This window comes from Pedobacter heparinus (assembly GCF_032678725.1).
In the GTDB taxonomy this organism is placed as follows: domain Bacteria; phylum Bacteroidota; class Bacteroidia; order Sphingobacteriales; family Sphingobacteriaceae; genus Pedobacter; species Pedobacter heparinus_A.
Genome location: NZ_JAVTSC010000021.1, coordinates 40,045 through 62,706, shown reverse-complemented (window position 1 = coordinate 62,706; position 22,662 = coordinate 40,045). Strand labels below are relative to the sequence as shown.

The 22,662-nt window shown below is 38.2% G+C and carries 15 protein-coding genes; 11 read left to right on the top strand and 4 right to left on the bottom strand.

Going from position 1 to position 22,662, the window contains the following annotated elements; translation table 11 throughout:
- On the top strand, positions 1-1,026 hold a 1,026-nt coding region (gene gluP, locus R2Q85_RS23270; protein ID WP_316814206.1), incomplete at its 5' end, for a glucose/galactose MFS transporter.
- 522 nt (positions 1,027-1,548) lie between these two features.
- On the opposite strand, the gene R2Q85_RS23265 is transcribed toward gluP, so the two are convergent.
- From R2Q85_RS23265 to R2Q85_RS23250, 4 genes are all read right to left on the bottom strand, one after another.
- Positions 1,549-1,968 carry a hypothetical protein gene (locus tag R2Q85_RS23265; protein WP_316814205.1) on the bottom strand — a complete coding sequence of 140 codons (420 nt, stop codon included), beginning with the start codon at positions 1,966-1,968 and terminating at the stop codon, positions 1,549-1,551.
- A 34-nt stretch (positions 1,969-2,002) separates the two neighbouring features.
- The gene (locus tag R2Q85_RS23260) at positions 2,003-2,194 is read right to left on the bottom strand and encodes a YtxH domain-containing protein (protein WP_316814203.1); all 192 of its coding nucleotides are present in this window, start codon (positions 2,192-2,194) and stop codon (positions 2,003-2,005) included.
- 227 nt (positions 2,195-2,421) lie between these two features.
- Positions 2,422-2,613, bottom strand: a complete 192-nt coding sequence (locus tag R2Q85_RS23255; RefSeq protein ID WP_316814202.1) for a hypothetical protein — start codon at positions 2,611-2,613, stop codon at positions 2,422-2,424.
- Between the two features lie 7 nt (positions 2,614-2,620).
- Positions 2,621-3,517 carry a hypothetical protein gene (locus tag R2Q85_RS23250; protein ID WP_316814201.1) on the bottom strand — a complete coding sequence of 299 codons (897 nt, stop codon included), beginning with the start codon at positions 3,515-3,517 and terminating at the stop codon, positions 2,621-2,623.
- A 935-nt stretch (positions 3,518-4,452) separates the two neighbouring features.
- On the opposite strand from R2Q85_RS23250, the gene R2Q85_RS23245 reads away from it, so the two are divergent.
- The 10 genes from R2Q85_RS23245 (at position 4,453) to R2Q85_RS23200 (ending at position 22,657) form a co-directional block, all read left to right on the top strand.
- Positions 4,453-6,039: a cellulase family glycosylhydrolase gene (locus R2Q85_RS23245; RefSeq protein WP_316814200.1), complete on the top strand. Its 1,587-nt coding sequence runs from the start codon at positions 4,453-4,455 to the stop codon at positions 6,037-6,039.
- A gap of 241 nt (positions 6,040-6,280) precedes the next feature.
- On the top strand, positions 6,281-6,880 hold the full coding sequence (locus R2Q85_RS23240) for an RNA polymerase sigma-70 factor (protein ID WP_316814198.1): 600 nt from the start codon (positions 6,281-6,283) through the stop codon (positions 6,878-6,880).
- Positions 6,881-6,989: 109 nt separating this feature from the next.
- Positions 6,990-8,216 (top strand): FecR family protein, encoded by a 1,227-nt coding sequence (locus R2Q85_RS23235; RefSeq protein WP_316814197.1) that lies wholly within the window; start codon positions 6,990-6,992, stop codon positions 8,214-8,216.
- Positions 8,217-8,376: 160 nt separating this feature from the next.
- On the top strand, positions 8,377-11,823 hold the full coding sequence (locus R2Q85_RS23230; RefSeq protein WP_316814196.1) for a TonB-dependent receptor: 3,447 nt from the start codon (positions 8,377-8,379) through the stop codon (positions 11,821-11,823).
- 56 nt (positions 11,824-11,879) lie between these two features.
- Complete coding sequence (locus R2Q85_RS23225; RefSeq protein ID WP_316814195.1) at positions 11,880-13,337, top strand: RagB/SusD family nutrient uptake outer membrane protein; 1,458 nt, start codon at positions 11,880-11,882, stop codon at positions 13,335-13,337.
- A gap of 35 nt (positions 13,338-13,372) precedes the next feature.
- Entirely contained in the window at positions 13,373-14,848 is a 1,476-nt protein-coding gene (locus R2Q85_RS23220) for a sulfatase (RefSeq protein WP_316814194.1), read from the top strand.
- 28 nt (positions 14,849-14,876) lie between these two features.
- Entirely contained in the window at positions 14,877-16,415 is a 1,539-nt protein-coding gene (locus tag R2Q85_RS23215) for a sulfatase (protein ID WP_316814193.1), read from the top strand.
- A 100-nt stretch (positions 16,416-16,515) separates the two neighbouring features.
- A complete protein-coding gene (locus R2Q85_RS23210; RefSeq protein WP_316814192.1) occupies positions 16,516-19,638 on the top strand; it encodes a glycoside hydrolase family 2 TIM barrel-domain containing protein in 3,123 nt (1,040 codons plus the stop codon).
- Between the two features lie 45 nt (positions 19,639-19,683).
- Positions 19,684-21,030 (top strand): MGH1-like glycoside hydrolase domain-containing protein, encoded by a 1,347-nt coding sequence (locus R2Q85_RS23205; RefSeq protein WP_316814191.1) that lies wholly within the window; start codon positions 19,684-19,686, stop codon positions 21,028-21,030.
- A gap of 10 nt (positions 21,031-21,040) precedes the next feature.
- Positions 21,041-22,657, top strand: coding sequence for a sulfatase (locus R2Q85_RS23200; protein ID WP_316814190.1), 1,617 nt, complete (start codon positions 21,041-21,043; stop codon positions 22,655-22,657).
- The last annotated feature ends 5 nt before the right edge of the window (positions 22,658-22,662 follow it).

Sequence of the window (22,662 nt, the reverse complement as noted above, 5' to 3'; positions counted from 1 at the left end):
CTGCTCATTATGGCTGCCGGCTGCCTGTTATTTGTTCCTGCCGCAATGCTGCGGTATTATCCACTTTTCCTGCTGGGCTTATTTGTAGTGGGTGCAGGAACTACTTTGCTGCAAACTGCTGTAAACCCCTATATCACCAAATTGGGCGATCCGGCCAGGGCTGCCCAACGCATCAGCATAATGGGGATCTGCAATAAATTTGCTGGCATACTGGCCCCGATGATATTAGGTGCCATTATCCTTAAAAATTCTGATGGTTTGCTGGCCGAACTGGAAAGCCTGGCTCCCGGAGCAAAAGCCATACGTCTGGATGAGCTGGCCCATGATGTGATCATGCCTTATATTGTTTTAACCCTGGTGTTGTGTGTAATCGCTTTTGGTATTAAATATGCACACCTGCCCGAAATTACACCCTCAGCAGATGAACTGGCTGTTAATGAAAAGGAAGAGCTGGCCAATGCAGGTAAAAGTTACAATGGGGTATTTATGCTGGGTTTTACAGCCATATTTGTAACGGTAGGTGTAGAAGTTATCGCCGGCGATACGATCGGCAATTATGGAATTTATCATGGCGTCAGATTGGATGTTGCCAAAAGCTTAACTTCCTATACACTGGCATCCATGCTTACTGGTTATGTTTTAGGGGCTTTATTTATCCCTAAAATCATCACCCAGGAAAAGGCATTTTTATACTCTTCCCTGCTGGGAATATTGTTAACCCTGCTTGCCGTGTTTGTACCCGGCGAAGCTTCTATTATTTTCATTGCCTTACTGGGTTTTGCCAATGCCATGTTGTGGCCAGCCATCTGGCCGCTTGCTTTAAGGGGGCTGAGCGGTGCTTTGCTCAACCGCGGATCGGCCATACTCATCATGGGTATCGCCGGCGGGGCCATTTTGCCATTGGTGTACAGCTGGCTTTCACATATTTCCAACAACCAGTTTGCTTACCTGCTGCTCATCCCTTGCTATCTTTTTAATGTGTATTACCAAATTTCCAGGACCAGGAAAGAAATAGCTCATGCCTAAGCCAGTGTTAAACATAAAAAAACAAAAAATGACATTGTTTTTTGTAATTGCATACATTTTAATTGGACTGTTATCTCTTGTTTAGCCAGCCAAATAATCAGTTTAATCGTCACTATAAACTGAACTTTAAAGGGTGGAGATTCTGAGAAGTCTTCACGCTTTTCTGTTTGAAATTATATGAAACTATTTTTATCGTTTATGGGCAACGATGTTCTAAATCCTATAGCTTTCAATGTTTATCTTTTAAAGTTTTTAGTGTGATTGAATTGTTAATTTCTACCGTTACGCTGGGTAAACATCCCTGGAATGAGCCTTTGGACGAAATTACAAAACACTCGCGAGGCAAGCCTTACAGGTTAGCTACGCAATAATTGCTGATTGGTAAAATTAAACGAAACGATACAAATAATTTATGTAATCGACATCAAATTTTTAGAAGAATGGCAGGTAGATCAGCTGAATGAGGATCTGCTGCGGATTCCATATCCAAATATTTGATAATCAGTAGTACAATTAATGTTGCTACCATTTTTGTTGCTTAACGTATTTTGTTAGTTTTGTATTACTGAAATATCTTTCGGTAATACTCTGTAACCACTTTACTATCTTTGGGCCGATACGTTTTCCGATTTCCCTTGCTGTCAGTGCCATAATAATTTTGGTCAGAAAACCCGAACGTCTGAATAGCGTTTTTTTTATAATTAGTGGGAGCAGGTAGGAAAATAGCTTGGCAGGCAAATTGATCTTCCCGTCAACTTTGATCATTTTTAAAGGATCAGCGGACTTTAAAAAACTCACCATTGGCAGGCTGATTAGGGCGCTTTTTCCGCTGGTAACAAATTCCTTCTCCAGGATGAGCTGTTCTGCTTTAAGGCTGGCTTGCGTAGCTTTAAGTTCGTTTAGGTTTTTGATCTTCCGGATTGTTTTCATCTGCTTATTCATTGGCATTTTGGTTGTCGTTGGGCTATAGCCCTGTTCAGGCTTTTTGGGTAAATTTTCCGATTTCCGCTACTGCCCTGTCCATGATGGATTCGTTTAGGTCGCTCAGTGACCGGCTAAGTTTATCTCTGGTTTCGATTCCGCTTTCAGGCGCGAACAGTAATCCAAGAGCGGCGCCCGCCGCAAGTCCGGCTAGCAGGCCAATGATTACATTCGATGTATTTTTCATGTATTTGTGTTTAATGGTAAAAGTAAAATGTATTTGAAAGATTAATTATGTTTGCTGATAACCTGAATGCAGGCATTTTGTTTCAGGAATAAATTTTTAGGGCATAGCGAGATGCCGCCAGAATCATCAACTAAGACAATTTTATTTGAGCATAAGAGCCGCATCGTTGATGCGGTTTTTTTTCTGTCGTTGGTATTGTTTATGTTTTTAATGTATTGGCTTTCTGATTATAAATCTGAATAACCCGCAGCAGAAATCTGCGGACTTATTATCAAATTTGGTATTCGGGGAAATTGGGGAATAACCACTTTTAGTACATTTCCTTCTACCGGGCCATTACTCCAGGACAAGCTGATTGCGTTTTCAATTGACTGGTAATCCCTTAACAGACCATTTGCAAAAGTGGCGATCTCGCTCATCCCTGAGTTATAGTTCGCATAGTAGAGTTACAGGATATTTCTGTTGTCCAAATACTTTCATATGGTTGTCAAAGTCGCTGAAGGTACTTTCAAATCTGTCAAATGTTGAAGCATATCCATAACTTCCGTCTTTTTTAAAACTCTCTTTAATTTTCAATTTTCCGATGACTTCAAATTTGTCTTTAAATGAAATTATATCTCTGTGCGTAACTAAATCATAACAAACACCAAAAAAGAAATTATCGTTTTTTGCGTACCGCCAAATTTCGTCAACATTTGGCTGTTCTTCTAATGTTTTTTTAGCGTCATATTCTGAACCAATTTCTCGTCCAGCAATAAAACAAGTTTTCAAGTCTTCAATTGTCGGCTTTTTTTTGCTTTTATAAGTTGTCCCAACAAGGTCATAAGTGCATTGCCCACGTTGTTGAGTTACTTTAGCACAAATTACCGCATGATAATTTTCGTTAGAAAGCTGAAACGTAAGCACATCGTCAGGTTGAAAATAAAAGTTCTTTATTAGTTTATACTTCTTCCTTTTTCTGATCTTTTGGTTTGGTTGTGATATTTTTTTTAATAGTTTATCAAGTTCCTTTTGCCGCTTCTTCCCTTCATTTTCGTTACATTCTTCTGTCCATAATTTAATTCCTGCTTTTAGGTCAATAACTCGTTTCACTTCGTTAAGAATGTTGTCTGTCAACTCACCGAATTCCCAAAAAGCCAAAGCATATGCTGTTACAAATAGTTCGTGATAAAAATCTGTGTCAACTCCATAGTCTTCTTTAACAAATGGGACTTCCTTTTTTATAGTTTCAATGTTTGCGTCACTGTCATACAAGTCCATAATATGATCGTATGTATCTCTCGCTAAATCACCATCAATTATTTTAACTCCGTCTGTTGCCATTGTTTATTGTGTAGTTCTTTAAGGTTGCTATAACGGTTGGGGCTTTTCGATGGTGGGGCTGTTTCTTCAGCCAATCCTTAAAAAAAACGAAATTGGAATACTGAACTTGAGCCTTTGCTCGTCAATTACCACTATTTCATAGTACCCATGTAAAAGCAGTATCCGTTCCATCAAAAAAGATGTAGCATAGTGTTAACTATCTGCCAAAACAATTGAAATATGGCAATAGAAATTACTGCTTTACCAAAGCTATTCATTGGTATCGACATTTACAAGAAAAGTTGGTCGGATAATATCTGTAGAGATATCAGCAACCATAGGAGTTTCACGGTTCCCTCAGATATAGCCCCTTCAACCTGCCAAACTACCTTTTATTACGCATTCAACATCCTTCAGCTTTATCCAGGCCCCGTTTTTAGACTAGGATCGATGTGGATAATCCATACGAAATTGATGCCTGTTTGCGAAAGCTAGATTGATGGGTTCAGGATTGGCAAAATCTACTCAAAAAAAGGATTGTCTGATTGAGAAATAGCTTCGGTTCCTAAAATTGTTGATAAATTGCTCCTGCGGAAATTCTGAGGAGTCTTCACGATTTTCTATTCCCTATGACGTATACTTAAACCTAAAAGGATTCCTTTGAACCTTTACAGTTTCAACTTTATCCTTTAATTCTCCTTTTCTGAACAGGTCGGTGATTCTTCTAGAAGTAACCTGGTTTTTATTTCGGTGGGTAATAATTTGAGCACATCAGATGAGTTGAATGTTCATTAGGTTGCTAAAATGACAGTGAGTCAAAAAAAAGTTACCTGCCATCCCCCCATGAGTTGACTTTTAAGATATAGTAGTTAATTACCTTATACATTAATACTGGGGTCACTATTGATTGACAGTATTTGATATTTAATTTAAAATTATTTAACCAATTATAAACTATGAAACAATTTTACTTATGGCAGCACATCTGCCTTTTGAGTACGTTAAAAAAAACGGTACTTACAGCTACATTTTTAACAATTCTAATTCTTACATCTTGTCAAAAACCTGAACAAGAGATTTCAGGAGAGAAAGCCGAAACTGCGGGGCATGGATTAATGATAAATGCTTTGCCCAATGATATAAGTGCCGACGACATTACCTCGGGCAAATGTGTAAATTTGGGAGGAAATCCAGGCTGGCCTGCGAATAATAATATAGATGGGATAAGTGGAACTAAACTGCAGGATATTAAAAACGCTGGTTTCAAATGGATAAGAATGAGTATAAAATGGGAAGAGGTCGATAACCATGATGCGGGACAACCCTGTAACTACAGCTTCAATAATCATTTTCAAAATGCAGCTGGTGATAAAACACCAAACGCGAGCTACGAGGAGTGGATCGATGCTGCTAAAGCAGGGCAGTCTCCGGTAGGAATTATCTTTACACTAACCGGCGGTCACAGGGCACACACAACTCCAATTACTGAAGGTGGTGTAGTTACTGGTTTTACTCCTCCAATAACTTCAGCACAGCGGTTAAAGTTCAAAGAATTTTCAGATGCGAGCGTAAATTGGGCGAAAGTGACTAATGGATATAGTAAAATAATGTTTGAAATATGGAATGAGCCTAATAGCCCCCATTATTGGGATAACGGAGTTAATTGCGATAAGGATGACGTTGCCTGCCTCACAGCGCTCAGTCAGTTAATGGCAGAACAATATACGGAACTGGTACGAGCTATTGTTCCTGATATGAAAACTGCGGGGGCAAGCGTGATTGGCCCGGCATTAGCACCAAACCATGATCAAACCAATGATTGGATAGGGCGTATAAAGGCATACACCACTAATAAACCGCTATGGAAATTTGATGCTATAACAATTCATTTTTATCAAAAAGAAGTAGATCAATCGCCAGAAAAAGTAATAGAAACTATTTACCGCTGGCGAAATGGTTCAGATGGTTTTGGTAATGCTATAAGTCCAGATGTTCCATTCATTAGTGGAGAATGGGGATATCCTACTGGCGACGTAAACGGTAGTGCTCCTAATCAAATTGAGCCGGTAAGTCTGAATGTGCAGGCTGCATATTTGGTTCGTGCTCATTTACTACTTGCAGGCGAAGGTGTGATGACCCATAATTATTTTCAGTGGGATCATCCGGATGGAGAAGTGAATAATGGAATGCGTTTTTATGAGATAATAGGTAAACCAGCAGAATTTGCAGCAACTCGGTTTTCTGCAACTTTAGAAAATTATAAGATTGTAGAAAAGAGTTGGATTTCTGGAGCTACTGCACCATCTGGAAGTTATTGGATCAAACTTTTAAAACAACCTAACAATAATAACCCGGTTTATGTGTTTTGGAATAGAGCTTCAAGCGGTCCATCCCAAATTACCTTGTCAAACCTGGCCCCAGGTAATTGGAAGCGGCTAAGCAGTATCTCCAGTACAGATACAGGAACCGTTATTACTGTGCCGTCAAATGGTACGTATACAGGTCTTATTTCTACAACCCCGGTATACTTAATTAAACAATAATATCACTCTACAATTTTATATGAAGGGTACTTAAAAGTCTCCAGGAGCTATCATCATAGCGAAGATTGAGCTGATGTCTAATTCAGGACATTTTTGACTCCGAAATAAACGCAGGGGGTGCTTGTAAATTCAGGCGCTCCCTTTGTTGCTCATAAAATTACAATTATTACATTCGTCATTAAGCAGAGACTTTAATGAAGTTAATTTATTATCTTGTATACCAAATTGGAATACCAAAAAAATGAAAGTTAAGGCTGATATTGAGGTTGAAGTACTTGAAGGCTTTAAGAATGGGGATTCAGATGCCTATCTCACAATTTATGAACGATACCATAGCCAGCTATATTGTTATATACTTCGATATGTTAAAATTCCAGAACTGGCTGAAGATATTATACACGATGTCTTTTTAAAGTTATGGGAAGTGAGAGCGCAAATAAAGCCGGAATTGTCCATTGTAGGATATCTTTACCGCATCAGTCGTAATCAGGTTTTTAAATTCATGAAAAAAATATCAGTTGATGTTGATCTGAGAAATCAGCTACTCATAAAAATTGACGAACTTGAAGGACAGGATAGTGGGGGAGAGGAATTGCAATGGCGTGAATATGAGCATTTGTTAAATATAGCAATTAATCAATTACCTCCCCAGCGCCAGAAAGTATTTAAATTGTGCAGAATTGAAGGAAAGACTTATGAGGAAGCTGCTACTTTATTGGGAATTTCGAGGCATACGGTAAAAGAGCATATGACCTTATCTCTGAAGTTTATCAAAAAATACTTCTATTATAATGCCGATATTTTACTGCCAATCTTGATAATTAAATTAATCTCATTATAGTGATTTATCTTGCTTAAGATAATCATTATGATCTATTCACAGGTTTATGAAAAATAAATAAATTCTTACACCCCCCCTTCATTAACAAATTTGGATATATATTACAGTGATGAATAAAGAAAAGAGATACATGATGCTGTTGCAAAAGTACTTGTCTGATGAATGTAGCCCTTCAGAAATGGAGGAATTATTTGATTACTTACAGGATAAAAGATCAAATCGTGTATTGTTAACAAGTATACAGGAAGAATTTAACAAAGTTATTAAGGCAAAATATGAGATGCCGCAAGAAATCAATAACCGTATTCAGGCGAAATTAGCAGCTCAGATAGCGTCGGTACCAGTAGTACCTATAAAACCATCTTACATCAAATGGCTTCAAATCGCTGCGTCCATCGTCTTGGTGATATCTACATCAGTTTTGTACTTTTATTTTAAAACAAACCAAATTTCCCAGCAGCCCTCGGTTGTCAAAAATGAGAAATTAAAAGATAAGGTTGTGCCGGGTGGAAATAAAGCTTTATTAATATTGGATGGTGGCGAACAGATTATTTTGGAAGACGCTAAAAATGGAATTTTGGCAAAACAAGGGCATACTACAATAAACAGAGAAGATGCCGGAAGAGTAGTTTATTATTCCCAGATTAAAAAGAATATAGCTCCACAGTTTAACACAATATCAATCCCTCGTGGCGGACAATATGAGGTAGTGCTACCAGACGGAACACAAGTTTGGCTTAATGCATCTTCATCATTGCGCTTTCCTACTGTCTTTAATGGTAAAGAAAGAAAAGTTGAACTATCGGGCGAAGCTTATTTCGAGGTTACAAAAAACAGAAACATGCCGTTTACTGTTGTCTTGGTTTCAAATAGTAAAAATTCAAATGAGATTCATAAAGAAAATATGAGTATACAGGTTTTGGGTACTCATTTTAATGTTATGGCCTATGAAGAAGAGGGAAGTGCCGTTACTACACTTCTGGAAGGGTCGGTAAAGATTATCAGTAGTATAACGCAAGCGTTACTGAAACCTGGAGAACAAGCAGTATTTCATAACAAATCACGAAAAGTAAATGTTTCAGCCGGAAATGTAGAAGCATCCGTTGCCTGGAAAAAAGGTTATTTTCATTTTGAAAACGAAAATATCTATAGTATTATGAGAAAAATATCACGTTGGTATGATGTAGATATAGAATATAGAGGAGATTTTACAAAAAAAACTTTATGGGGTGATATTTCGCGTTTTGAAAATGTATCAGAGGTGCTGAATATGTTGGAGCTAACCAGATCAATTCACTTTAAACTGGAAGGAAGGAGAGTGATTGTTATGCCATAAACTTTACATTCAATAATTAGATATCCTTTCCATAACAGCTAAAAATAAAAGATCCAGGAGCGGTTACGACGCTCCCGGATCACATATTTAAGTAAACATTGGATTGTCTATAATTTAATCTGTTCAATCAATCAAATATAAACTCCAACAATTCAAATGTATGAAATTTTCATCTATTGGCTCGTACAATAAATTATTGTATTTATCCTTTAAAGCCCTGATTGTTATGAAACTTGTTTTTTTAATAATTATTGTCACTCTTGTTCAGGTTAGCGCTAAAAGTTATGCGCAAAGAATAACTATGTCGCAGGAAAATGTAACTCTTGAGAAACTATTCCAGGAAATCCGGAAACAAACCGGATACAATATACTTTGCGACACAGAAATTATACAAACAAAAGTTTCAAAGATCCAATTTAAAAATGCTCCATTAACAACTGTGCTTGACGAATGTCTTGAAGGCCAATCTTTAACATATTCTATTACAAAAAAAACAATAGTGGTAACCAGGAGACTGAATATTACTGAAAATTCAAAAAACATTCAATCTAAGATAACAGGGAAAGTAACAGATGACCAGAATTTACCTCTTCCTGGTGTAAGTGTAAATCTTCGGGGAACTTCTATTAGCACCATCACAAATGCAGAGGGTATATACGCTATTAATGTTTCGCAGGAAACGGGGACGCTAGTATTTAGCTATATTGGATTCACCACCCAGGCAATACAAATAAACAGACGTACAGCAATAAATGTTAAACTAACCGACGAGCAAAGAGCGTTGAGTGAAGTGGCTGTAATAGGATACGGCACCCAAAAAAAAACAGATATTACTGGATCCGTCTCCTCAGTTTCACAAGACAAGATAAAAGATCTTCCAGTATCTAGTGTTGATCAGGCACTCAAGGGACAGATTTCAGGTTTGAGGGTTACTCAAAACACAGGATCTCCAGGAACCACCGCTACGGTCAGGATAAGGGGTACAAATTCCATCACTGCAGGAAATGACCCTTTATATGTAATTGATGGATTTCCAGTTACAGGTGGCAGTCGCGGTTTAGATGGTGTTACTGGAACAGGAAATCCATTAAACACGATTAATCCATCTGATATAGAATCCATTGATATACTTAAAGATGCTTCAGCAACTGCAATATATGGATCAAGAGGAGCCAATGGGGTGATCATCATCACCACTAAATCCGGAAAGTCCGGTAAAGGAAAGTTAACGTTTGATACATATGTAAGTATGCAGAATGCGTCAAAAACGGTGGATGTATTAAATGCAGAAGAGTTTGCAGAGCTGCACATAGAATCAAGAAATAATGGCTGGATAAGAAATGGTGGTGATCCTAATGCACCCAACTCAAGTCGCGGTCGATTTGCCATAACTCCAATCTATTTTGATCCATCGATTTGGAGAGCCACAGACTGGCAAAACGAGGTCTTAAGAACAGGTGTTATTCAAAATTATAATCTGGGCGCTACCGGTGGTAATGAAAATATCCGTTACGCCTTATCAGCCAGCTATTTTCAAAATGAAGGAATCATACTTCAATCTGATCTTAACCGATATGCATTTCGAGCCAATATAGATGCAAAAATTAATGAAAAATTGAATATTGGTTTGAGACTTACTCCTTCCTATACGATCAATGGCGGAGTAAGAAGTGACGGACATTTTAGTAGTGGAGGCGTATTAGGGATGGCTTTAAGAATGCCTCCTCTAATTAGCCCATATTTGCCAGATGGAAATTACGAGAATCCCCTTGCCCTGCGTACAGCGACCACATTGGGAAGTATAGGCGCTATTGATAACCCTGTTGCCAAGATAATTGAAGATAAGTATGATGTAGATCAGGGTCGGGTGCTAAGTAATCTGTTTTTGGAATATCAGATTTTAGACAATTTAAAATTCAGATCTTCTATTGGTGTTGATGCTAATTTTAACCGGATGCATACTTTTCTAAGTTCCAAAACAGGGCGTGCAGGCTCACCTCCGCCAAGCATTCCATCAGGATCCGCCTCTTCTTCCCAGGAGCTTGAATGGCTGAATGAGAATTTACTTGCTTACGAAACAGCAATTAATGAAAAAAATAGGATTACAGCTATCGCCGGATTTTCTCTTCAAAAAAATGATTATAGATTTATTCAGATCAATGGCACCAATTTTCCAAATGACAATGTACAGTATATTTCGGGTGCGGGTACGGTAGAGTCAGGGACAGAGCTTCGTAATCAATCATCATTATTGTCTTATTATGGACGTATCAACTACGCATTTGATAACCGCTATCTGATTACAGCTACTTTGAGGAGAGACGGTTCATCAAGATTTGGAGAAAAAAATAAATACGGAACGTTCCCGTCAGCAGCATTTGCATGGCGCATGTCGGAAGAAGCTTTTATGAAAGGTGCTTCTTACATTTCAAATCTTAAATGGAGATTGAGCTATGGTATTTCGGGTAACAACAGTATCCCGAATTATGCTTTTATCCCAAATATTGTAAGGAATGCATATGTTCTCGGCACAAGTCAAACAATTGTTAATGGCAACAATTCAGGAAGATTAGCAAAACCTTTTATAACATGGGAAACCATGCGTTCTTTCAATGCTGGGCTAGATATTGGGATTTTAAAGAACAGGATAGAATTTACCGCTGATGCTTATAAGTCAAATACCGATGGATTGTTATTAGCTGTCAACATACCTGCGGTTTCGGGTTTTGGTACATCGCTTGAAAACATAGGTGAAGTTGAAAACAGGGGGCTCGAAATGGCTGTAAATACTAAAAATTTAACTGGTGATTTTAAATGGAATACTAATTTTAATGTATCTCTTAATAGGAATAAAGTAATTTCTCTTGGTGGATCTGCCGGAGATTTTATTGATGCAGGCAATTATTCAAGAACGGCGGTAGGGCGGCCGATGGGCCTTTTTTATACAAGGGTAACAGATGGAATATTTAATTCTGTGGAAGAGGTAATGAACCATGTTCCTCAGGATAACAGTCCTCAGCCAGGCGACCGTAGGTTTAAAGATGTAAATAATGATGGCAAAGTAGATAATAATGATCTTGATTTTGCCGGTAACCCTAATCCTGATTTCATCTTTGGATTTACGAATAACTTTTCATTTAAAGGCTTCGAACTAAATATTATAATGAACGGGTCTTATGGAAATGATATTTATTATCAGGACCCTGCCGCACTTAATCTAAATGGAAACGTAAATCAAATTGGACTAGCAAGAGAACGCTGGCGCTCATCCGAAAATCCAGGTAATGGTAACATTCCTAAAGCAGTTTTCGGATTTACTACCTTAAGCGATGTTGCTTCAGATTTTTACATAATGGATGGCTCTTTTCTTCGGCTAACAAATGTGACTCTTGCCTATAACCTTCCTAAAACACTAATTAATAATGTCAGACTTCAAAATGCACGCATTTATGTAAGCGGGCAGAATTTATTTACGGTTTCAAATAAGTATCCTGGATACGATCCTGAAACTGGTTCCGGTGGAAAAAATCCTTTAGAGCAAGGGATAGATGCAGGGATTTATCCAATGGCAAGAGTTTTTACATTCGGTTTAAATGTTGCTTTTTAATTTAAATAACAGAATTATTCAAGACAAAATAAGTTGACTATTAGAATAATAAAAAAATGAAAAATCTGAATAAAATATTACTGGCTTTTGCTTTTATATTCATTTTAGCTGGATGTAAAGATAATTTTATTAATCTATATCCTCTGGATGAAGCAAGCGTAGAAAACTCATTTAAAACACCAGATGATGCTAATTTAGCCGTTATGGGCGTATACGATGCACTTCAAACGGGAAGTTATGCACAAGATATGGCGCTGTTAACTGAATTAATCACTGACAATACTATGGTTCAGCCATCCAGGATAGGCGATGCAGGTAGGGGAGATTTGCGTGAACTGGAATTTTTCCAGCTTACTGATCAGAATATTTACATCCAAAGCCGTTGGAGTGGTTTGTATACAGGAATTGCAAGAGCCAATTTATTACTGGCAAAAATAGAGCAAATTTCCTTTTCCGACCAAATCGTTAAAGGTCAGTATATTGCAGAAGCTAAATTTCTTCGTGCTCTTTTTTATTTTGATCTGGTAAGACTCTTCGGAGGAGTACCTGTTTCATTGTCAGAAATAAAATCTGCCAGCGAATCTTTTGCTTTAAAACGTGTTCCTGAAGCCGAGGTATACCAGGCAATCATTAGTGATTTAAAAGAGGCAATAACAGGTTTGCCCCTTGCTTACAATAGCGCAAATCTCGGCCGGGCAACCAACGGTGCCGCCAAAGCGCTTCTATGTAAGGTGTATTTGACTGCTGGTAGCCCTGATCTAGCTCTTCCTTTATTACGGGAGTTAAGAAAGGCGCCGTATACTTACAGATTGATGAATACTTATGCTGCAGCCTTTGATACAGACAATACAGCAGAATCCATCTTCGAAGTTCAATATACGTCAAGTGTTCCTAATGAAGGGAATCCTTATCCCAATTTCTTCTTAACGAATGATGGGACTGCCGGAAAGGATATTTATGGGGCTGCATATTTAGGTAATACCGGACAGGGAATAAACCTGCCTACACCAAATATGTGGGCGGCTTATGAACCTAATGATTCGAGAAGGACCTATTCTATAATTCAATATTATTCTAAACAGGAAGCAGCAAATGTATTTGTAATATATAAATATCGGGGCGTTCCTACCAGTGCGAATAATTCGGAAGATAATATACCCATCCTGAGGTATTCAGATGTGTTGCTCATGCTTGCAGAAGCTATAAATGAAACCAATAAAGCACCTCTGCCTGAAGCCTATGATACTATGGATGAAGTAAGGAAAAGGGCCGGGCTACCTGTAGTTACACGTAATCTTGGTTATGAAGAATTTAAGCTAAAGTTGCTTCAGGAACGAAGAGTAGAATTTGCTTTTGAAAACCACAGATGGTTTGATTTGAAGCGATTCAAAAAGGCAGAGGAAATTTTATTAGCTAAAGGATATGCAATCAAACCTTTTCACCTGTTATATCCTATACCCAGAAAAGAAGTTCAAATCAATCCGGAAAATATACCTCAGAATTTAGGATACTAAGATGATCAGAACATCTCATCTAAACTACAATAAAAATGCGACCGATAAATAAAAGAATTGTTTTATTTTTTGTAATTTTTGGATTTTGGCCATCCATTCTATCTGCTCAACAGAAGCCTAATGTTATTATCATTATTGGTGATGATATTTCATATAATGATTTTGAGTGTTATGGGCATCCTGTCATTAAAACGCCTAATATCGATAAGTTGGCTCGCAATGGTATACGCTTTAACAACGCTTTCCTCACCACAAGCTCATGCAGTCCAAGCCGTACAAGTATTATCCTGGGAAGATACCCTCATAACACAGGGGCAGCCGAATTACATTCGGATATTCCTAAGGGTCAGATCGCATTTCCAAGAACGTTGAAGGAAGTGGGCTATTATACTGCACAAGCTGGAAAATGGCATTTTGGATCAGCATTCCCTAAACGGGGAGACGCAATGGAAGGTGTTTTTGATCGGACTGGTGGATCCTCGTCTGATGGTGGGGGGGCAAGCGGAGCAGAAAAATGGGTACAATACCTTCAGCAGCGCCCAAGGGAAAAGCCGTTTTTCATGTGGTTTGCAGCACATGATGCCCACAGACCCTGGGATAATCAGTTTGTGCCTATAAAATATAAAGCAGAACAGGTTGTACCTCCTGCTCTTGTGAATTCGGAAAGGACCAAAGAAGATTTGGCTTCTTACTATAATGAAGTTAGCAGATTTGATTTCTATATAGGTACAGTTGTAAAGGAGTTGGAGGATCAGGGTATTTTACAGAATACCATTATCATAATAATGGCAGATAATGGACGCCCTTTCCCGGGAAATAAAACAAGAATGTACGATGAAGGGATAAAAACACCATTCATTATCCATTGGCCGCAAGGAATAGGTAAAAATGGAGCGGTATCAAACAGTTTGTTAAGTGTTATTGATATTGCACCGACAATATTGGAACTAGCAGGAGTGAAAGCAGCATCTTGTTTTCAGGGTAGGAGTTTTAGTAAAGTACTTCAACATCCTGATAAGAAATTCCGGAATTATGTTTTTGCTGAACATAACTGGCATGATTTCCGAGCTTTTGAACGGATGGTAAGAACAGAAAAATTTCTTTATATAGAAAACGGGCTACCTGATCTGGATAACCGGGGTGCAGCAGATGTAATGGAAGGTGGTTCCGGTGCCGAATTGCAAAAGGCATTTCTTGAAAACAGCCTCAGCACTTTCCAAAAAAAAATATTTATAACCCCTCAGCCACAATATGAATTATACAATTGTATGGCAGATACCTTACAAATGAATAATTTATCTGGTCGGAATAAATACAAAAAAAAGCAGGTCGAGCTAGCCAAAATTCTGAAGGCCTGGCAAAATGAAACTGATGATTCGCAGCCTCAGGACTTAACGGAAGATTGGTATGACAGAATTAGTCTCAAGCCATTAATTAATAAGGGAAAACGGGGTGCAACGCCCGGTTCTGATAGAAATGCTACCCACAATAATCATCCCGGACCCTTTTAAAATCTAATGAAATATAACAGGAATTAATATGAAATACAAGGCAATTAATTATTTAGTAATAGGTGTGCTAGTATGTTTATCTTTTTTGAAGGGCTTTTCGCAGGCTCAGAATTCATGGAAGGAGCAATCCTTATTATTGGAAAAATTAAAGAATGGTAAGCACCGTAATATAGTTTTTATTTTATCAGACGATCATCGCTATGATGCATTAGGTTTTCTTAAATCACAAACATTTATCCAAACACCTAATCTGGATAAAATGGCAAAAGAAGGGGCTTATTTGCCAAATGCAATGGTAACAACTGCTCTATGTTCACCTTCTCGTGGATCTATTTTGACGGGTTTATACGCGCACAACCATAAAATAATTGACAATAATAATAAGGGTGTTTCTTCTGATTTGATCTTTTATCCTCAGTACCTTCAAAAGGCAGGCTATAAAACTGCAATGATTGGCAAATGGCACATGGGTGGAAATTCAGATGAACCACAAAGGGGGTTTGATTTTTGGCTTTCCTTTAGTGGTCAGGGTTCGTATTATCCTAGCCCCAAAGGCTTAAATATTAACGGGAAACATGTGCCGCAAAAAGGTTATATCACTGATGAACTAACCGATTACGCCTTAAACTGGCTGAAGAGTTTAAAAGAAGAGCAACCTTTTATGTTGTACCTTTCTCATAAAGGTGTGCATTCCCGTTTTGAGCCGGCAGAAAGACATAAGGATAAATTCGCAGATTATGAATTTAAACCTCCATTTACCCTGGATTCGAAGAATCATAAAAATGCGCCGATGTGGGTATATAATCAAAGAAATTCGTTTCATGGCTCTGAGTTTCCTTATCAGACTGATCTGAATTTAATTCAGTATTATAAACAATATGGCGAAACCTTACTGGCTGTTGATGAGTCCGTTGGCAGAGTGATGGAATATCTTAAGGAAAATGGATTATTGGAATCTACGCTAATTATTTATATGGGGGATAACGGCTTTTCATTTGGTGAACATGGACTGATTGATAAAAGAACAGCCTACGAAGAATCTATGCGCGTGCCTATGCTGGCGCATTGTCCTGATTTAATCAAGCCAGGAACACTGGTAAAAGAGGTTGTGGCCAATATCGATGTCGCATCCACCTTACTAGAAACAGCCGGGCTGAAAGCACCCTCGTATATGGACGGTAAAAGTTTTCTTCCCTTGCTGAAGGGCGAAAAGATAGGTTGGCGTAAAAATATTTTATATGAATACTACTGGGAGAGAAATTTGCCACATACGCCAACTATGTTTGCCCTGCGAGGCGACCGATACAAATATATTTACTACTACGGACTTTGGGATATCGAAGAACTCTACGATCTTCAGCAGGACACAAGAGAGTCAGTAAATCTTATCGCAAGCAAAGATCACCAGGAAATCATCCAGAATATGGGTAAAGAGCTATTTTCGATTTTAGATGAAACTGGTGGCCTTACTATTCAACTAAGACCTAATATTGGTAAACAAATGAATTTAAGAAGTGGATCAGCGTCATCAACTGCTCCTTTCCCCGATTATCTAATTAAAAAATAGGTTAATCCTAAAGCGGTGGTGCCATAATCGGCGCCATGTAGTTTTCTTAAACTCAGTAGTACAAATGAAATTGTAATGGAAATAACTGACAATGGAATATATGAATTTAACTAAGTTTTTTTTAGTTTTTTTTGTACTATTCAGCAATCCGGATATAATTTGGGCACAGCAGAATGACTGGGAGAATCCTGGTGTATTTGATGTTAATACTGAGCCGGTACATACTACGCTAACTCCCTATCAGGACATTAAGACTGCACTTTCTTTTGATAAGAATCAGTCTGCTTATTATAAGTTATTAAATGGTACCTGGAAGTTCAAATATTTGAAAAATCCATATGAGACGCCCGAAGGCTTTAATGCAAAAAATTATAATACCAAAAGCTGGGACGATTTGCCGGTCCCCTCAAATTGGCAGGTTTATGGTCGCAATCATGGCAGAACTTATGATCCTCCTGTTTTTACTAATATCAAACATCCCTTTAAAGCAGATCCGCCAAATGTCCCCCATGATTATAATCCAACAGGATTATATCAAATGAAGTTTACAATACCAGATAATTGGCAAGGTAAACAGGTTTTTTTACATTTTGCAGGAGTTCAGTCTGCCTTTTATTTATGGGTTAACGGTAAAAAGGTAGGATACAGTGAAGATGGCTTTACACCTGCAGAATTTAATATTACTCCTTATTTAGAACCAGGAGAAAATACCTTAGCTGCTGAAGTATTGAACTGGTCAGACGGTAGTTATCTGGAAGATCAGGACTATTGGCGTTTAAGTGGAATTTTTCGTGATGTATTTTTATTTGCAACACCAACTGTACACCTTCGCGATTATAAAATAACAACAGATTTTGATCGTCAGTATCAGGATGCAACTTTTTCTTTTTCTGCGAAGCTGAAAAATTATGCTCCAAAAAAAATGAAGCAGTATAAGGTAACTGCTATTTTGTTAAATAATCAGGGAGAAATTGTCTTCACTAAAACAGTTGATGGGCCCAAAAGCATAAATGCTAAGGATGAAATTACGTTGAGTTTTGATCAAAAAGTCGAAAAACCAACCCAATGGAATGCAGAAGTTCCTTATTTGTATACGCTCACATTGCAACTGAGAGGCCCTAAGAAAGAGCTTCTGGAAGTTTTGAGCGCAAAGGTAGGCTTCAGGGAGATAGAGATCAGCAACGGACAACTTTTGGTAAATGGCAAATCTGTTTACATAAAGGGAGTGAACAGACAAGAATTTGATCCTGATCATGGCCGTACAGTTACGCGGGAATCAATGGTTAAGGATATCATCTTAATGAAACAATATAATATCAATGCCGTCCGGACTTCACATTATCCTAATCAACCAGAATGGTACGAACTCTGTGATGAATACGGGCTTTATTTAATGGATGAAGCAAATGTCGAAAGCCATGAACTTTGGACAAAAAAAATAATATTAGCTGATAATCCCATCTGGCTTAAAGCATTTTTAGCAAGGGGCAGAGATATGTTAGAACGGGATAAAAACCATCCTTCAATTGTGTTTTGGTCATTGGGGAATGAAGCAGGGCCCGGTCAAAATTTTGATGCCATGGCTGCTATGATTCGCTCCCTTGATACCAGGCCTGTTCATTATGAAGGCCGTACCAGTAAAAAGGTGATTTCAAAATACGATATCATTACCATGATGTACCCAACCATAGATGATGTACTTCAATTCATGGATGAAGATCCTTCCAGGCCTGTAATAATTTGTGAATATGCTCATGCTATGGGAAACAGTGTCGGAAATTTTAAAAAATATTGGGATGTCTTCGAAAAATATCCGCGCTTGCAGGGAGGCTTTATTTGGGATTGGGTAGATCAGACTTTGCGGATGAAAAGTTCCAATGGTAACATCGTGTGGGATTACCTAAATGGTATTGACGGTGCTAATGCTGCTGACGGTCTGGTTACCGCAGATAGAGAAATACAGCCTGAGTTACATGAAGTAAAAAAAGTGCAGCAATACATCAAATCCTGGGCAACAGATTTAAATGAAGGCATAATTAAAATACAGAATGCCTATAATTTTCGTGATTTAAGTTTTGTAAACCTGGAGTGGGAGCTTTTAGAGGAAGGGGCAGTCTTACAAAAAGGCAGGCTGGATAAATTAGATCTCAAGGCAAAGCAAAGTTGTGAAGTTACCATCCCATATAAATTGTGCAATGTAACATCTGAAAAGGAACATTTACTGAATATAAGCTACAGACTAAAAAGTAACGAACCATGGGCAGAAAAAGGCCATGAAGTAGCCTGGGAACAATTCAAACTGCCAGCAAAAATCCAAAACAATAAAATAGCTAAAGCGGATTTGGGACCTTCTTTGAGCTTTACTCAAAATGCAGATTCAATTTTGGTTAAGGGAATTGATTTCGAAATAACATTTAGCAAAAAAATGGCGATGTTGAATGCTTATCGTTATCGGGGGATTGATTTAATAATTAAGGGACCAAAGCCAAACTTTTGGCGTGTACCTACAGATAATGACCTGGGAGGCAAGATTAAAGCCTTTGCCTATAACTGGGAAAAGGCGGGATTAGATAAAATGGAAATTAACTTGGCTGATATCTCTGTAGAACAGCGTAACCATAATTTGATCGTTGTTAAGTTGAGAAACCATATGCAAGGTAAAAATGCCAAAATCGATTATCAAGGCATTTATATGATTAATGGAAATGGTGAAATTACCATTGAAAATACGTTTACACCCCAGTCAGAATTACCGTCTCTGGCAAAAATAGGATTGCAAATGCAGTTGCCGGCTGATTTTGTGAATTTTAAATGGTTTGGACCAGGTCCGCATGAAACCTATCAGGATAGAAAAGAAGGAGCAAAGGTGGGCGTTTATGTCGGAAAAGTAGCAGATCAATACTATCCTTATGCAATGGCTCAGGAAAGTGGAAATAAAACAGATTTGCGCTGGATGCAGATTGACAATAGTAATGTAGGTTTTAGGGTCATAGGGCTGCCTTTGTTGAATGTGAGTGTCCATGATTTTACAGATGAGGCTTTATTAAGGTCAAGAGAATTAAAACAGCTGGAGCATGGTGAAACGGTAGTTCTGAACCTGGACCTGGCACAAATGGGCTTGGGTGGCGATAGCAGTTGGCAGCCAAGGGTGCATCCAGAATTTCAATTGCCTGGTAAAATCTATACCTATTCATTTATCCTTAAACCGATCGCTTTAAAATAACCAAGCTTAACTAACAAATAGAGATTTAAAATTAAAATATCCCAAATGAAGAAAACAATAGTGATTGTTATTTTAAACGGTATCATATTCCATGCCTACCTAGCATATTCACAAACTAATAAGGACTGGAAGAAATATAGTGCCGTCATAAAGAAATCAATTTACAAAGGATATAAAGGAATGTACAGAGAAGAAGGGGGAGCCTTAAAATTCCCTTTTTTAACGCCGGGCAGCAGTCAATATGCCGACGTATTATGGGATTGGGATTCCTGGTTCAGCAATATTGCATTAAGGCAGATCCTATTGGAATCAGGTACGGAAGAGGACCGGAAAGCCGCGCTTAAATATGAACAGGGCTGCGTTCTGAATTTCCTGGCATTTAGTGGGCCTGATGGTTGGATTCCGATTAATATTAATAGAAAATCAGATAAGGTAAAGATGAAGCCTGAAGAGATTTATGCGCAGAATATGCATAAACCCTGTCTCGCCCAACATGCGGCTTTTCTTGTAAAACAGGAAGGTAAGGCAGAATGGTTGAGAGATAAATTTTACCATCTTCAAACTTTTGTGAACAACTATACCAATCATAGCAGGGATCGCGCGACAGGGCTTTACTTCTGGCAAAAGGATGGGGGAATAGGAGTAGACAATGATCCTTCTACATGGGACCGTCCTCCTCGAAGCTCTGCCTCCATTCTTTTAAACTGCTTTATGTATAAAGAACTTAAAGCAATGGTTTATTTATGCAATGAGTTAAATTTAAATGAGATAGCACCCCAATATGCCAAAGATGCCGAAAATCTGAAAAAAGCAATTCAGGAACATTGCTGGGATGAGAAAGATGGTTTTTTTTATAGTGTAGATCTTAATTTATTGCCCAGGAAGAACGAATTGGGATGGACAAGTCATAGCGGAGCTCCCAGAGATTGGGATGGACTTATTCAGCGAATTGGAATATGGTCGGGATTTTTGGGTATGTGGGCTGAAATTGCAACACCTGAACAGGCTAAAAGAATGGTAGAAGAAAATTACAAGGATACAAGAACATTTAATGCTCCTTATGGTGTGAGAACACTCTCCAAACTGGAAAAAATGTATAACCTGAAAGCAAGCGGAAATCCATCCTCATGGTTGGGGCCAATTTGGGGAATATCTAACTACTTAACCTGGAAAGGCTTGGTTAAATATGGGTACAACAAAGAGGCAAAAGAGCTTGCTACAAAAACGGTAATTTTATTTGGAAGGGATTTTGAACGTTTTGGTGCATTACACGAATATTATCAACCTGAAAATGGTGAACCTATTTTAAACCGTGGATTTCAAAATTGGAATTATCTGGTATTGAATATGCTAGCTTGGTTGGAGAACAGGAAGTTAATTGCTGAATTCTAGTCCTATTATTATGAATCAAACAAGATATAAAAACTATTTCACGTTGATCCTGTTGCTGATATTGATGTTTTCTAAGGCAAAAGGACAGGTAGGTGTAGAAAATATTGTCGAAAAACGACCAAATATATTATTTTGCATTGCTGATGATGCTTCATTTCAGCACATGAGTGCATATGGAACTACGAAGTGGGTCAATACACCTGGATTTGATCGTGTTGCAAGAGAAGGGTTATTATTTACCAGGGCTTATACTCCCAATGCAAAATGTGCACCCTCAAGAGCCTGTGTACTTACCGGAAGAAATCCCTGGCAATTGGAGGCAGCAGGAAATCATAATGCATACTTCCCTGCGAAGTTCGTGACGTTTATGGAATCTTTAGCTGAGAATGGCTATGAAGTTGGCTTTACCGGAAAAGGATGGTCTCCAGGACAGCCGGGGCAGGTCAACGGAAAATCTCGTATGCTCACCGGAAAGGAATTCAATGCCAATAAAACAGAGGCTCCAACAATGGGCATTTCTTCAACCGACTATACCGCTAATCTGGAAGAGTTTTTAAAAAGTAAATCTAAAGATAAACCATTTTGCTTTTGGTATGGAGGCTGGGAACCCCATCGTAATTATGAATTTGGTTCGGGCGTAGCGAAAGGAAAAAAAAAGCTATCTGATATAGATATTGTTCCTCCCTTTTGGATAGACAATGAACAGGTCAGAAATGATATGCTTGACTACGCCTATGAACTTGAATATTTTGATTACCATCTTGAAAAAATGTTGCAGCTACTTGAAAAGAGCGGCCAACTGGAAAACACAATCGTTGTGGTAACCTCAGATAATGGCATGCCATTTCCAAGAGTAAAAGGACACATATACGAATTTGACAATCATTTGCCACTAGCTATCATGTGGAAGAATCATATAAAACACCCCGGACGGATTATATTAGATTACGTTAGTTTTATTGATTTTGCACCCACTTTTTTAGATGCCGCCGGACTTAAGGAAAAAGACAGTAATATGAAACAGATTCAGGGACAATCGATAATGAATATACTTTCTTCTGAAAAAGGAACGCTCATTAACGCTGCAAGGGATCATGTCTTACTTGGTCGGGAAAGACAGGATGTGGGCAGGCCTAATGATGAGGGGTATCCCGTAAGAGGAATAATAAAAGACGGGTTTATTTATACTAAAAATTACGAAGCCAATAGATGGCCATCCGGAAATCCCGAAACAGGTTACATGGATACCGACGGAAGCCCTACTAAAACAGTCATTTTAAACGCTCACAGAGCTGGTCAAAATATCCGTCCATGGCAACTTTCTTTTGGAAAAAGGCCTGAAGAAGAATTGTATGATATAGAAAAAGATCCTTTCAGCATGCATAATCTTGCAGGTGATCCAGTCTATACGAAAGTTAAAGAAAGTTTGAAAGATCAAATGGAACAAGAACTTACTAATCAGCAAGATCCAAGAGAACTTGGCCTAGGGGATATTTTTGATCATTATCCTTATGCGCAACCAGGGGTTAGAAATTTTTATGAAAGATATATGAAAGGTGAAAAAATAAAGACTGGATGGATCAATAATACGGACTTTGAGATGCCAGTTTCAAAACAAGCTCCATAAAATAC

Excerpts from the sequence above, each read along its gene's own strand:
- R2Q85_RS23240 (WP_316814198.1), top strand. The coding sequence starts at position 6,281 with ATGAAAGTTAAGGCTGATATTGAGGTTGAAGTACTTGAAGGCTTTAAG.
- R2Q85_RS23255 (WP_316814202.1), bottom strand. The coding sequence starts at position 2,613 with ATGAGCGAGATCGCCACTTTTGCAAATGGTCTGTTAAGGGATTACCAG.
- R2Q85_RS23230 (WP_316814196.1), top strand. The coding sequence starts at position 8,377 with ATGAAATTTTCATCTATTGGCTCGTACAATAAATTATTGTATTTATCC.
- R2Q85_RS23200 (WP_316814190.1), top strand. The coding sequence starts at position 21,041 with ATGAATCAAACAAGATATAAAAACTATTTCACGTTGATCCTGTTGCTG.
- R2Q85_RS23220 (WP_316814194.1), top strand. The coding sequence starts at position 13,373 with ATGCGACCGATAAATAAAAGAATTGTTTTATTTTTTGTAATTTTTGGA.
- R2Q85_RS23245 (WP_316814200.1), top strand. The coding sequence starts at position 4,453 with ATGAAACAATTTTACTTATGGCAGCACATCTGCCTTTTGAGTACGTTA.
- R2Q85_RS23205 (WP_316814191.1), top strand. The coding sequence starts at position 19,684 with ATGAAGAAAACAATAGTGATTGTTATTTTAAACGGTATCATATTCCAT.
- R2Q85_RS23225 (WP_316814195.1), top strand. The coding sequence starts at position 11,880 with ATGAAAAATCTGAATAAAATATTACTGGCTTTTGCTTTTATATTCATT.
- R2Q85_RS23235 (WP_316814197.1), top strand. The coding sequence starts at position 6,990 with ATGAATAAAGAAAAGAGATACATGATGCTGTTGCAAAAGTACTTGTCT.
- R2Q85_RS23210 (WP_316814192.1), top strand. The coding sequence starts at position 16,516 with ATGAATTTAACTAAGTTTTTTTTAGTTTTTTTTGTACTATTCAGCAAT.
- R2Q85_RS23260 (WP_316814203.1), bottom strand. The coding sequence starts at position 2,194 with ATGAAAAATACATCGAATGTAATCATTGGCCTGCTAGCCGGACTTGCG.
- R2Q85_RS23250 (WP_316814201.1), bottom strand. The coding sequence starts at position 3,517 with ATGGCAACAGACGGAGTTAAAATAATTGATGGTGATTTAGCGAGAGAT.
- R2Q85_RS23265 (WP_316814205.1), bottom strand. The coding sequence starts at position 1,968 with ATGAATAAGCAGATGAAAACAATCCGGAAGATCAAAAACCTAAACGAA.
- R2Q85_RS23215 (WP_316814193.1), top strand. The coding sequence starts at position 14,877 with ATGAAATACAAGGCAATTAATTATTTAGTAATAGGTGTGCTAGTATGT.